This window comes from Rhodococcus xishaensis (genome assembly GCF_004011825.1).
GTDB classification, from domain to species: Bacteria; Actinomycetota; Actinomycetes; order Mycobacteriales; family Mycobacteriaceae; genus Prescottella; species Prescottella xishaensis.
In genome coordinates this window covers 166,227-178,575 of the sequence record NZ_RKLO01000002.1, presented here as the reverse complement: position 1 = coordinate 178,575, position 12,349 = coordinate 166,227, and the positions used below count along the sequence as shown (strand labels likewise).

Here is a 12,349-nt window from a genome sequence, read left to right as displayed (position 1 = left end):
CTGCGTGCAGCCCGGGACGAGCTGAAGACCCGGATAGTTTCTTGACGGAACCGGATTCTTGGCGCGGTGCAACGCTCAGCGCTGAGGAATGATGCCACGCAGGTAGCTCTCGATGACTCCCCGACTGCTGCCGACCCCCTCACTGCCAACGGCACTGGGCGCTGGGTCGACAACAACCTGCTGAAAGACCATGGCGTCGGCGAGTTTCATCAACTCGATGCCACGACGCCTCGGATCGGCGACCCCAAATCGCTCGAGGACCTCCTGCACCATCGCGAGCCCGCGAGTCTGCACCTCTGAACGCGTCGAAAGCGCGGCGTGAAGTGCCTGTGAGCGGTCGAGTTCGAGGAGGAGCGCATAGCGCGCACGCATGTCCGCCCCTCGTGCAGCGAGGGTATCGATCAGACCCGACACTGCAGCAGCAAGCTGAGTGACGCGGTCCACGGGTGTGGCTGCGGGCGTGAGTAATCCGAGCTGCTCAATGGCCTGACTGGCGTCAGCTGTGGTGCGCTGCGCAAGGCGCTGCACGATCAGGTCCAGCAGCGCACGACGAGTCGGGGCGTAGTAGGAGCTCGAACCCTGAGGGATGCCGGCTTCGCGATCGACGGCACGGTGAGTAAGGGCGCGAAGGCCATCACGGGCGATGACGGCGATGCCACCGTCCGCAATCGCCTCCGCTCTTGTCTGTCTTCCAGTGTTCCCGCTATCCACACGCCAACTCTACAGATGTAGTATCACGCGTTGTCTAGCTCTACAGGTGTAGTAGGAGGTCGTCGTGCGTATCGGTGTCATCGGCTCGGGGATCGGCGGCCTTTGCGCTGCGGTCGGATTGCAGCGTGCAGGCGCGGAGGTGGTCGTCTTCGAACAGGCAACCGACCTCCGCCCCGGCGGATCGGGATTGACCGTGTTCGCCAACGGGATCCGCGCTTTGGATGCCGTCGGCGTCGGCGAGCGGTTTCGTTCGCTTACATCAGCGAAGGCCGGTCAACTGCGAGGCGGCCAGCGTCGACCTGACGGCTCATGGCTCACGACCGTTCCGACGAACGCAGTCTCGGAACTTCGAGTGATCGACCGCGCCGAACTGCATGCGATGTTGGTGTCCTCGCTCACCGCGGGGACGCTGCTCGCGGGGGTGCGAGCAGTCTCGGCGCAACCCGACGGCGTCGTGGTGTTACACGGCTCTGACGGGCTCGAGCGCACCGACCAATTCGATCTCGTCATCGCTGCGGATGGTTTGCGTAGCACCGCGCGACGGACGTGGCCGGGAGACCCCGGCATCAGGTATGCGGGCTACTCGACCTGGCGTGGAATCACCCAAGATCCAGTCGACCTCGGTGGAGAAGCCGGGGAGACATTGGGCGTTGGCTGTCGCTTCGGTATGGCGCCGCTCGCGGACGGCCGGGTCTACTGGTTCGCAGTCGCCACCATGCCGGCGGAACAGGCTTTCGACGACGAAGTGGCCGAGATTCGAAGGCTGTTCGGCGACTGGCACCATCCGATCCCCGAACTGGTGGATGCAACCAGTCCTGTGCACATCCACCGTCTGCCGATAAACGAGATCGCCGGCCGACTCGATTCATTCCACCGAGGTCGGCTCGTGCTCCTGGGAGATGCGGCCCACGGAATGACCCCGAATCTCGGGCAGGGCGGCGGACAGGCGATGGAGGACGCTGCGACCCTGACCGTGCTGCTCGCGCCGCTCGTCCGCTCACCCGCCCCGGATACCGCGCAACTCGAAGCGGCGTTGACTCGCTACGACGCCCTCCGTCGGCCACGCACTCAGCTGATCGCGCAACGCTCTCGCGCGATGGGCCAGCTCGCTCACGTTCGCGGCCGTGCCGCCAGCAGGCTCAGGGACCTCCTACTGCGTTCGACGCCCCAACGTACGTTGCGTCGACACCTGGCCCAGATCCAAACCTGGGAACCGCCGAAGACTCCGGCGATCGGCGCGCGCCCAAAGAGTTAGAACTTGGAGAGCTGGAGGTCCTGCGAGAACGCGTCGGCGAGCTGCGCTACCGCCGCTCCGGCGGCACCTCGAACTCGTCGCACAGCGCGCGCCAGACGATGCGCGGGTCGATACCGTCCTCGATGGCGTCCACCGCGGTCTTGCCGCCCAACGCGAGAATGACGTGGTCGACGAGGAGAGAGTCGCCGCGAACCTGTCCGAACTCTTCTCGGACGAGGTCATGGAATTCGGTCAGTCGCACACCCGTCACGTTAGCGGAGCCGAAGGTTCGACCACCCACCGCACAAGACTCAGGCGAGAACGGCGCGGCAGACCGCGACGGGGTCTTCGACGTCGGCGATCCCGGCCGCGGCGCTACGGGCTGCAGCGCCATACGCTGGGTCGTCGAGCACACCGCGCACCGCGTCCCGGAGGGCCTCGACGCTCAGCGGCCGGATCAGGACCCCACTGCCCTGTCGGGCAATACGATTGGCGACCTCCCACTGGTCACCACCGCCCGGAACCGTCACGAGGGGCACCCCGGCCAGAAGGGCCTTGGCGAGAACGCCGTGCCCGGCGCCGCAGACCAGAGCGGATGCGTGACGCAGCATCTCGTCCTGGCGGCCGTACCCGGCGCGAACCCAGGCGGGCAGGTCGGTCTCGGGGGGCTCGAACAGTGTGACGAGCATCCGCACACCCAGGCCGTCGAGCGCGTGGATCGCAGTGTCGAGCATGCCCCCGGCCCCCGTCGAAGCCGTCGACGGCGCGAGGACGACGAGAGGCCCGTCCCCGGGCGGGGGCTCGAGCACGTTGTCGGACGGCTCCCACACGAGTGGACCGACGAGGTGCGCATTCGACGGCCAGTCCGGACGCGGCACCTCGAGCGCAGGCAACGTCGCGATCATGCGGGCCGCCGGTCCCGGGTCGTCGGCCGGCAGACCGACGCTCAGACGCGCCTCGCCCCGCTGCGCGCGTCCCTTACGGATGTGCGGAGCGGTTGCGGCACGCAGCATCGCGTCACGAATCCGTCCGCGAACCCCGGTGCCGGCCGCAAGCCCGGACCCGATGGGCGGCAACCCTTTTGACGGCAGGTACAGCGGGTGCGGTGACAGTTCCACCCATGGGATGCCCAACCGCTCGGCCGCCATCGCTCCCCCGACGGTGATGACATCGGAGACCACCAAGTCGGGAGAGATGTCGCGCAGGTCGGGCAACAGTGCCGTCGAGACATGCGCAGCCCGGGCGTGGAGCTTTGCTCCGGAATCGGAGTCATCGTCGACTTCGCGGGGTGCGAGGCCACCGAGCTTACGTGCCTCGATCCCGATGTCGCGGGCGACGTCGAGCCACCGGCCATCGGAAACGAATACCGGATCGTCACCGGCGGCAACAAATTTCCGGCACAGCCCAAGGGCTGGCACGGCATGCCCGGCCTCGGGTCCGGCGACGACAGCTACGCGCATCCACTCAGCGTGCCACACCCCCGCGACCCGTCACTTCCGCGCCGCGGGGGCACCGAACGCTCACCCATGCACCAGCGGTCCGAGGGTGCGTCCGGCGAGCTCGACGATTCCGGGCTGATGCCCATTTGCCATGAGGTTGATGATGAGCCCGTCGATTCCGGCGTCGAGGACGCGCGTCTTGACCTGATCGGCGACCTCGTCGGGGCTGCCGACGAAGTGCCGGTCGGTCAGCGCGGTGCGTTCGGTCGCAGACAGCGTCGACAGATCGATGCCTCCCGCCAGCAAGAACTGGCGGTGCAGTTCACGGGCCTTGTCGCCGTCCTCGTCGATGAAGACGAACGACAGGAAGCTCGTCTCGAGCGTCGAGCGGTCGCGTCCAGCTTCCTCACAGCGGAGCGCCAGCGCCTCGAGCTTGCGCGGAAGTTCGGCCGCGTTCGCGATGACGTTGAGGTGGGCGGCGTAGCGGGCCGCCAGCCCGAAGGTCTTCTTCTCGCCGGAACCGCCGAGCAGGATCGGCAGGTCGTCGCGAATCCGTGGTTCGTTGAGCGCATCCTCGACCCGGTACCACTTGCCGTCGAACGTGGGGCGCTCGCCGTGCAGCATCGGAGCGATGATCTGCAGCGCCTCGTCCAAGCGCGCGAAACGGTCTCTGAAGGTACCGAACTCGAAACCGAGTTGTTGATGCTCGAGTTCGAACCACCCGGCGCCGATACCCAAAACGGCGCGGCCGCCGCTGACGACGTCGAGTGTGGACACGGTCTTGGCAAGCATCGCCGGGTTCCGATAGGTATTGCCGGTGACGAGTGCCGACACCTGAATCGACTCGGTCGCCGTCGCGATCGCTGCGAGCGCCGTGTAGGCCTCGAGCATCGGCTCGTCCGGCTTCCCGATCCCTGGCAACTGATAGAAGTGATCCATCACGAAAACCGCGTCGAATCCGGCCGCTTCCGCCTCACGAGCTTGGGCGATGACGGTCGGGAACAGGTCGCGTACGGGCTTCGAGTAGCTGAAGTTCGGGATCTGGTATCCCAGTCGAATACTCACGCGGCCGACGCTACGCCCACAGCGAGATTCCCACACGACGGAACTTGTCCCGTTTCCCACGGCGTTACCCGACGGTGGGCCAATCGTCATGGCCCCGCCGCCGGGATCGCCACAAGCATGTGATCGAACTCATACTCCTTCGAACGCACGCTCAGCGGCCGGCAATGCCCGCTCCCGGTCATCGGGGACCAGTCCGATCCGGGTGCGCCGGTCGAGAATGTCGTCGACGTCGATCGCACCCTCGTGGCTCACCGCGAACGCCAACTCGGCATGGGTGACGTCGATACCGTCCGCAATCGGGGTCAGCTTGCCGGCGGCAGCGACGAGACCGGCCTCGGCGCCGTACCGTGCGACCAATGCCGGCGGCAGTTCTTGCGAAGCGGTCCGAGCCGCTCCGACCGCGGGTAGATCGGTCGTCACGCACGAACGCGCGGGCAGCCCGCCTGCCTTGACGGCGGCGTCGACGGCGTCTTGCGCCATCTTTCGGTAGGTGGTGAGCTTGCCGCCGACCACGCTGATGACACCGTTCGACGAGCGCAGCACGGCGTGGTTGCGGGACAGGTCGGCGGTCTTGCCTCCACCGGTGTCGAGGAGCGGACGAAGGCCGGCGAACGTGCCGAGCACGTCGGAGCGGGTGACCGGCGTCGCGAGCGCGGTATTCACGGTGTCGAGCAAGAAGTCGATCTCATCGTCCGAGGCAACCGGGACATCCGGGATCTCACCATCGACAGCCTCGTCGGTCAGTCCCAGGTAGACCCGTCCGAGCTGGGACGGCAGCATGAACACGAATCGGTTCGTCTCTCCCGGGATCGGCACCGTCAGCGCCGCGGTGGGATTGCCGAGCAACTGCGCCGGGAGCACCAGGTGGGTACCGCGACTCGGCTTGAGGCGGATGTCGGGGTCGACTTGCCCGGCCCACACCCCGCTCGCGTTCACGACCGAGCGGGCGCGAATCGTCATCTCCTCCCCGGTCAGTTCGTCACGGAGCTTGACCGAGTCGCCGGTCACGTCGTATGCGCCGACGCGGGTCAGGACCGTCGCGCCGTGCGCCGCGGCAGTGCGGGCGAGGGTGACGACGAGCCGGGCATCGTCGATGAGCTGTCCGTCGTACGCGAGCAGGCCGCCGCGCAACCCCTCCCGGCGGACCGCGGGCGCGAGTTGTTCCGCCTTGGCGGCGCCGACACGCCGCGACCGCGGCAACACCGACGACGACGTCCCGGCCGTGATCCGCAGCGCGTCGCCCGCCAGGAATCCGATCCGGACCAGTGTCTTCTCGAAGAAGCCGACCGAGGGCAGCAACGGCACCAATTGCGGCAAGGCGCGCACGAGATGCGGGGCGGTGCGGGTCATGAGAATGCCGCGTTCGACGGCACTCTCCCGGGCGATCCCGACGTTGCCAGTCGCCAAGTAGCGCAGACCACCGTGGGCCAGCTTGGAACTCCAGCGACTAGTTCCGAACGCGAGGTCGTGCTTGTCGACCAGGACCGTGCGCAGCCCGCGTGACGCCGCGTCGAGCGCGGTTCCGACGCCGGTGATACCGCCACCGATCACGAGAACGTCTACGGAAGCGTTGTCGCCGAGGTCCGAAAGCTCCCGGCGGCGCCGGTCCGCGTTGAGCGCCGACTGAGAATTGTCGTGCACTGTTCCTCCTGAATGGGGTTGATCGTCAGTGGGTTGATCCGTCACTGCGCCAAGCTCGGCGCGAGGTGGGAAGCGAGGTAGGAGTCGATGGCGATCTGCAGTTCGGCGGTGAGTTCGTCCGCCGGCAGCACCTCTGCCACCATCCCCGCCGATTGGACCGTGGACTGTGCGATCAGCAGCACCATCGCCGCGATATGGTCCGGATCGCCGGCGCGGATCGAGCCATCGGCCTGTCCGGCCTTGACCGCGCGCGACACCCGCTCGACGATCTCGCGCTGGCTCGTCCCGAGCCGCTCGATGACGTAGGTCATTATCAGATCCGGGTCCGATCGCAGAATCTTCATGTACAGCGGATGCTCCCGCATCCCGGTCGCGACCTCGACCACCGCCCGGACCAACTGGACGCGCGCGGGCTCATCACCAGCAATGTCGGGGATCGAGACGTGGATCTCCCGGGTCAACAGGTCGGCGACCACAGCGCGGGTGTCCGGCCAGCGACGGTAGACCGTTGGCCGGCTCACACCGGCGCGACGAGCGACCTCTGCGAGCGTCGTGCGACGGAGGCCGAAGTCCAGCACGCACGAGCGCGCCGCGTCGAGGATAAGGTCATCGACGGTGGACTGATCAGAACCCTCGTTACAACTAGACATCGTATGTAACACTGTAACGTATGTCCGAAGTATTCGTGCCTGAGTTCCCCGCCACCGAGGCACCCACCATGGAGTGGGATGCCTGGGGCGTCGGCGAGTCCCGCCGTGAGCTGTCGCCGCAAATCAAGTCGCTGCTCCAACAAGCCCTGGGTGTGTCGGAAGAGCAGTCTCCGCCGCCCACCGAAGCCAACACGACCCTGCGTGAGAGCACGCTGGGCACCTCTCTCATCGAGTCGCTCGAGGACCTCCTCGGCACCGACAACGTCCGCACCGACGCCGCGACGCGACTGCGTCACGCCGGCGGCAAGAGCACCCCGGACCTACTGCGCCGCAGGTCCACCGGAGAGCAAGATGCACCCGATGCTGTGCTGCTGCCCGGCACACATGACGAGGTGCAGGCGCTGCTGCAACTATGCGCGGCCGAGGGTATCGCCGTGGTGCCCTTCGGCGGCGGCACGAGCGTCGTCGGCGGGGTGGATCCGACGCGGGGCCGATTCGGGTCCGTCGTCGCCATCGACCTGCGCCGTCTCAATGCGCTAGTCAGCCTCGACCCAATGTCGGGTATCGCAACCCTTCAGGCGGGAGCGACAGGCCCGCAGGCCGAGCAACTCCTCGGCGAGCACGGGCTCTCGCTCGGGCACTTCCCGCAGAGCTTCCAGTTCGCGACCATCGGTGGCTTCGCAGCCACCCGGTCGTCGGGGCAGGCCTCGGCAGGCTACGGTCGCTTCGACGACATGGTCGAGTCTCTTCGAGTCGCGACGCCTTCGGGCACAATCGATCTCGGCCGCGGTCCCGCTTCGGCGGCCGGACCGGACCTGCGTGAGTTGTTCGTCGGCTCCGAGGGCACGCTCGGAATCATCACCGAGGTAGGTCTGCGGGTGCACCCGGTCCCGGAACGCACTCTGTACCAGGCGTGGTCCTTCCCCGACTTCGAGACCGGCGCCGCGGCGCTGCGGGCGGCGGCACAGTCCGGTTCGGCGCCTACGGTGATGCGTCTGTCGGACGAGGCCGAGACCGGCCTCAACCTCGCCCTCTCCGGCAACATCGGCGGCGACAGCCCGGCGTCGGGCTGCCTGGCCATCACGACGTTCGAAGGCACCGACGCGCACGCCCAGGCCCGCTATGACGAAACAACCGCACTGCTCGCCGCCGCCGGGGGCAAGGCTCTGGGCGAAGCACCTGCCGAGGCCTGGGAGCACGGCCGCTTCGATGCTCCATACCTTCGGGACGCCCTGCTGAACGCCGGTGCGATCGTCGAGACCCTCGAAACCGCGACGACCTGGTCCAATCTCGCGAACCTCAAGAGCTCCGTCACCACTGCACTGACCGAATCGCTTGCCGCCCAGGGTACTCCGGCGATCGTGATGTGCCACATCTCGCACACCTACCCGACGGGTGCCTCGCTGTACTTCACCGTTGCCTGTGCTCAGGCCGCCGACCCGCTGTCGCAGTGGATGGCTGCCAAGCGCGCCGCGGGAGATGCGATCGTCGCCGCGGGTGGCACTATCACCCATCACCACGCCGTCGGCCGCGACCACCGCCCATGGATGGAAAGTGAGGTGGGTGAACTCGGCGCGCGGGTCTTGCGCGCAGTCAAGGACGCAATCGACCCATCCGGAATCCTCAACCCTGGCAAGCTGATCCCATGACGAAGTCGGTCTCAGTCCTCACCAATCCCACCGCGGGCGGCGGCAGCGCCCCCTCCGCTGCCGCCGCTGCCATCGCTCGCCTGCGGGAGCGCGGCGTCACGGTCACCGAGATCGAGGGCCGCGACGCCGACGAGGCACTGGAGTTGGCCCGCAAGTGCGTCGACGCCGGCACCGACGCGCTTGTCGTCGTCGGCGGCGACGGCATGGTCAGCATCGCGTGGCAGGCGCTGGCAGAGACCGGCACGCCGCTCGGCATCATTCCAGGCGGCACCGGCAATGACCACGCCCGGCTGTTCCACATCCCGGTGGACGACCCAGTCGCGGCCGCCGACATCGTGGTCGACGGCCAGATCGCCACCATCGATCTGGCCCGAGCCGGAGACCGCTGGTTCGGTACCGTCTTGTCGAGCGGGTTCGACGCCCTGGCCACCGACCGCGCCAACCGGATGGGGTGGCCGCAGGGGCCGATGCGCTACTACATCGCGATGTTGGTCGAATTGGCTCAGCTGAAGCCGATCCCGTACCGGATCACCCTCGACGACCGCACGATCGAGCTCGAGGCGACGATGGTGACGGTGGGCAATGGCACCTCGTACGGCGGTGGCATGCTCATCACCCCGAACGCCAAGCTCGACGACGGGCTGCTCGACATCACCGTGGTGGGATCGAGCGGACGGTTCAAGCTCGTGCGCCTGTTCCCCACGGTGTACAAGGGCACGCACGTCGAACTCGATGAGGTGCAGACCTTCCGCACCCGCAAACTTCGACTGGAGGCGTCGATTCCGGGTCGCTCCGTCCACTCCGTGCGCGACGCGCCCGTCACGTCGTACGCCGACGGCGAGTTCGTCGGCCAGCTTCCGATCGAAGTCGAGGCAGTGCCAGGGGCGGGACGGGTCATCGTCAGCGAGCCGCTGCAATAACCGTCAGCCGCCGAAGACGTACAACTCGAAGCCGACGGCTCGCTCAGCGTCGAACCCAGGCCTGGGCCCGGTGGACATCTCGATCTGCCGGGCTGCCTGGTCCAGGACGGGTTCGTCGCTGAGCGCCTCGAGATACGCGCTGTGCTCACACAGGGACTCGACGGCCCGTTCGACCGTTGCGGTGACGTCGACGGCGTGGGTGAGGCCCAACAGCACGTTGACCGCAACCCACCGCACGCCCGTCCAGGGCGGCTCCGTGAGTTCGGCGAAGATCCACTCGTTCGCAGCGTCGGCGACGGCGTCGAGCACTGCGAGCCCGACGGCCCGGTGATCTGCGCTGTTGAGGAAGCCCGGACCCCACGTCTCACGATGGTTCATCGTGACGATCATCTCGGGCCGGTGCAGTCGGATCACGCGCGCCAGATCCCGACGCAGGTCGGGACCGTGTTCGATGCGGCCATCGGGGTAGCCGAGAAACTCGACCTTCGTCACCCCGACGGCGGCGGCCGAGCGACGCTCCTCGGTCTCACGGAGCGGCCCGCAATGCCTGGGGTGCAGGCCCTCGATCCCTGCCTCCCCGCTCGTGACCAGGACGTACCGAATGTCTTTGCCCTGATCGGTCCATCGGGCCACCGCGGCGGCGGCACCGTACTCGATGTCGTCGGGGTGGGCGACGATTACCAACCCTCGTTGCCAGTCCTCGGGAATCGACTCCATGAGGTCAGCATGCCCCTATGACCGCCCTCTCTGGGGCCGAAACTCGTTGATCGGCTGGCCTGCACATCTTGCCGACCTGAGGACAGAAAGGGTGATGGTCGAAGCCAAGGAGGCATTCGACCATCACCCTCGAGTTCCTGCTCCGATGAGCGTCCACCGACGCTCTACAGCATCTGACGCCCAGCAAAATTCCCTGCTAGAACCTGGTCCTGTCTCTGCCGCGCGAACTGTCCGAACTACCCGACATGGCCTTGAACAGCATGTACAGACCGAACACGATCGCGCTCATCGCGAGGATCCAGAACAACCCCTTCACAAGGGCCCCGATCAGCGCGAACGCGATCCAGATCAGCGCCACGATGCCGACAATCTTCCAGAACACGATGTCCTCCTGTTTGGGTCCTCACCGCCGATCTTACCGACCGCGACACCTCGATCGTGGCATGCAACGGACAGCAAATCACCAGCTCATTGCCAAGATCAGGGAAAGATGGGGGTTCACCCTGAGCCCTCACCACGCCACCGACCGACGTGCTCGCTGCAAGGCGGCCGAATGTCACCGGAATCGACGATCGATTTCGTTCACTTCGCCGAGCGCCTGGGCCCAGCCCAGGAGGCGGTCGGATGCCGACAGCAACTCCTCTTGCTGCTGACCGGACAGCGCATTCGACGACTGTGCCGACTCGGTCATCCTGGCCGCCGCGGTGACGAGGCCCTCGTACTGGGCGACGCCGTCGCCCAGCTGGCCGACTGCCGCTTGAATCGATCGTTCGAGATGCGTCGCAGCGGCGGCCGTCCCATGGCCGGCGCTCTCCATCGCCACTACGTCGGCGGCAACCGCACGCAGTGCGACAGACGCCGAGCGGGCTGTCTCGGCCGTGCGATCGAGCTCCGCGGCATCTACATTCGCCGATCGGTTCAGAACCCCAAGCAGCTGGTGGAGGCTGGCCTCGGCGTGCGTAAGACGCTCCATTGGGGCCCGTGACGCCGAACCAGCCGGTGGCATTGGCTGTCGAGACTGTGCCGCGGGCGGCAGCGGGATTGCCGCGAGGCGACGGTAGGCCCCTACCGCGGCCAACGCGGGAATAGCGAACAGAGCTGCGGCACCACCGGTCGCGACCATCGTCCAGTCGGGAGCTGACGCGACCGCGAGTGAGGCGGTTGCGACGACGCTCGCCCCGGACGCGATTCCGAACCTGGCGGCCTGCTTGCGGGCGCGTCGGCGCTTGCGAAGCATGCGTTCGCGGGGGTCGGTCCAGCGGCGCATCGTGTCGGCGACGGTGCCGCCGACGTCACGCAACACCGTCTGTGCGGTGTCCAGCGCTGATGCCGCGCTGGCGGCGAACCCGGTCCCGTCCCCGAAGACGGAGCCGGCCGGCCGGGAATTCTTCCCGGACCGGCCGCCTCTCGTGCCACTCATCGAACCGTCTCCGTGTTCGCCGTACCTTGCCTACTGTGTGTGCCTTACCTACTGCGCGGACGTTTCGCCGTTGGACGACGTCGGCTGCTGCGGAGCTGCAGCAGGCTTGGCGGGGGCGGCTGCGGTGCCCCCGGACGGTAGGGCGTCGCCCTTCATCGAGGCGCGGATCTGTTCGAGGCGGCTGTGACCGGCCATTTGAACGCTCGCTTGCTGGACCTCCATCATGCGGCCCTGCACCGAGTCGCCCGCCAGCTCCGCCGCACCGAGCGCGGTGGCATAGCGCTGTTCGATCTTCTCGCGGACGGCATCGAGGCTGGGCGTGTTGCCCGGGGCGGCAAGCGTGCTGTCCATCGAACGCAGCGAATCGGAGACACGCTCCTGCATCTTCGCCTGTTCGAGCTGGCTCAGCAGCTTCGTGCGCTCCGCAACCTTTGCCTGCAGCGTCATGGCGTTCTGCTCGACGGCCTTCTTGGCCTGTGCGGCAGCCTGCAGCGCCTGATCGTGCAGCACCTTGAGGTCCTCCACGGACTGCTCGGCCGTGACCAGCTGAGCTGCGAACGCCTCAGCAGCATTGGTGTACTGGGTCGCCTTCTCCGTGTCGCCGGCCGTAGCGGCCTGGTCTGCGAGCGTGACCGCCTGGCGGGCGTTTGCGTTGAGCTTCTCGACCTCGTCGAGCTGGCGACTGAGCTTCATCTCGAGCTGACGCTGGTTGCCGATGACCGACGCGGCCTGCTGGGACAGGGCCTGGTGCTGACGCTGGGCTTCCTCGATCGCCTGCTGAATCTGAACCTTGGGGTCGGCCTTCTCATCGATCTTGGAATTGAAGAGCGCCATCAGGTACTTCCATCCCTTGACGAAAGGATTAGCCATTGGTTGATCCTGCCTCCATCTGCTGAGCCGCGC

The 12,349-nt window shown here is 67.0% G+C and carries 13 protein-coding genes; 3 read left to right on the top strand and 10 right to left on the bottom strand.

What is annotated here, in order from left to right:
• Window positions 1–75 precede the first annotated feature (75 nt).
• Window positions 76–711, bottom strand: coding sequence for a TetR/AcrR family transcriptional regulator (locus EGT50_RS05265; protein WP_127951544.1), 636 nt, complete (start codon window positions 709–711; stop codon window positions 76–78).
• Window positions 712–775: 64 nt separating this feature from the next.
• Here EGT50_RS05265 and EGT50_RS05260 point away from each other — a divergent pair, with 64 nt between their 5' ends.
• Window positions 776–1,966, top strand: coding sequence for an FAD-dependent monooxygenase (locus EGT50_RS05260; protein WP_127951543.1), 1,191 nt, complete (start codon window positions 776–778; stop codon window positions 1,964–1,966).
• A gap of 46 nt (window positions 1,967–2,012) precedes the next feature.
• Here EGT50_RS05260 and EGT50_RS05255 read toward each other — a convergent pair whose 3' ends face one another.
• From EGT50_RS05255 to EGT50_RS05235, 5 genes are all read right to left on the bottom strand, one after another.
• On the bottom strand, window positions 2,013–2,207 hold the full coding sequence (locus EGT50_RS05255; protein ID WP_127951542.1) for a DUF3046 domain-containing protein: 195 nt from the start codon (window positions 2,205–2,207) through the stop codon (window positions 2,013–2,015).
• A 49-nt stretch (window positions 2,208–2,256) separates the two neighbouring features.
• Window positions 2,257–3,405 (bottom strand): glycosyltransferase, encoded by a 1,149-nt coding sequence (locus EGT50_RS05250; RefSeq protein ID WP_127951541.1) that lies wholly within the window; start codon window positions 3,403–3,405, stop codon window positions 2,257–2,259.
• A 60-nt stretch (window positions 3,406–3,465) separates the two neighbouring features.
• Window positions 3,466–4,449 (bottom strand): LLM class F420-dependent oxidoreductase, encoded by a 984-nt coding sequence (locus EGT50_RS05245; protein WP_127951540.1) that lies wholly within the window; start codon window positions 4,447–4,449, stop codon window positions 3,466–3,468.
• Between the two features lie 129 nt (window positions 4,450–4,578).
• The gene (locus EGT50_RS05240; RefSeq protein WP_127951539.1) at window positions 4,579–6,090 is read right to left on the bottom strand and encodes a glycerol-3-phosphate dehydrogenase/oxidase; all 1,512 of its coding nucleotides are present in this window, start codon (window positions 6,088–6,090) and stop codon (window positions 4,579–4,581) included.
• A 41-nt stretch (window positions 6,091–6,131) separates the two neighbouring features.
• Window positions 6,132–6,740 (bottom strand): TetR/AcrR family transcriptional regulator, encoded by a 609-nt coding sequence (locus EGT50_RS05235; protein WP_127951538.1) that lies wholly within the window; start codon window positions 6,738–6,740, stop codon window positions 6,132–6,134.
• A gap of 20 nt (window positions 6,741–6,760) precedes the next feature.
• Here EGT50_RS05235 and EGT50_RS05230 point away from each other — a divergent pair, with 20 nt between their 5' ends.
• Together EGT50_RS05230 and EGT50_RS05225 are read left to right on the top strand one after the other, a co-directional pair.
• Window positions 6,761–8,389, top strand: coding sequence for an FAD-binding oxidoreductase (locus EGT50_RS05230; RefSeq protein ID WP_127951537.1), 1,629 nt, complete (start codon window positions 6,761–6,763; stop codon window positions 8,387–8,389).
• Window positions 8,386–9,309: a diacylglycerol kinase gene (locus EGT50_RS05225; RefSeq protein WP_127951536.1), complete on the top strand. Its 924-nt coding sequence runs from the start codon at window positions 8,386–8,388 to the stop codon at window positions 9,307–9,309. The genes EGT50_RS05230 and EGT50_RS05225 overlap by 4 nt, the downstream gene beginning before the upstream one ends.
• Window positions 9,310–9,312: 3 nt before the next feature.
• Here EGT50_RS05225 and EGT50_RS05220 read toward each other — a convergent pair whose 3' ends face one another.
• The 4 genes from EGT50_RS05220 to pspA all read right to left on the bottom strand — a co-directional run bounded on the left by EGT50_RS05220 (window position 9,313) and on the right by pspA (window position 12,316).
• A complete protein-coding gene (locus EGT50_RS05220) occupies window positions 9,313–10,026 on the bottom strand; it encodes a PIG-L deacetylase family protein (protein WP_127951535.1) in 714 nt (237 codons plus the stop codon).
• 196 nt (window positions 10,027–10,222) lie between these two features.
• Complete coding sequence (locus EGT50_RS05215) at window positions 10,223–10,408, bottom strand: hypothetical protein (RefSeq protein ID WP_127951534.1); 186 nt, start codon at window positions 10,406–10,408, stop codon at window positions 10,223–10,225.
• A 174-nt stretch (window positions 10,409–10,582) separates the two neighbouring features.
• Window positions 10,583–11,446, bottom strand: a complete 864-nt coding sequence (pspM, locus tag EGT50_RS05210) for a phage shock envelope stress response protein PspM (RefSeq protein WP_235870594.1) — start codon at window positions 11,444–11,446, stop codon at window positions 10,583–10,585.
• Window positions 11,447–11,494: 48 nt separating this feature from the next.
• Window positions 11,495–12,316 (bottom strand): phage shock protein PspA, encoded by an 822-nt coding sequence (gene pspA / locus EGT50_RS05205; protein ID WP_127951533.1) that lies wholly within the window; start codon window positions 12,314–12,316, stop codon window positions 11,495–11,497.
• Between the last annotated feature and the right edge of the window lie 33 nt (window positions 12,317–12,349).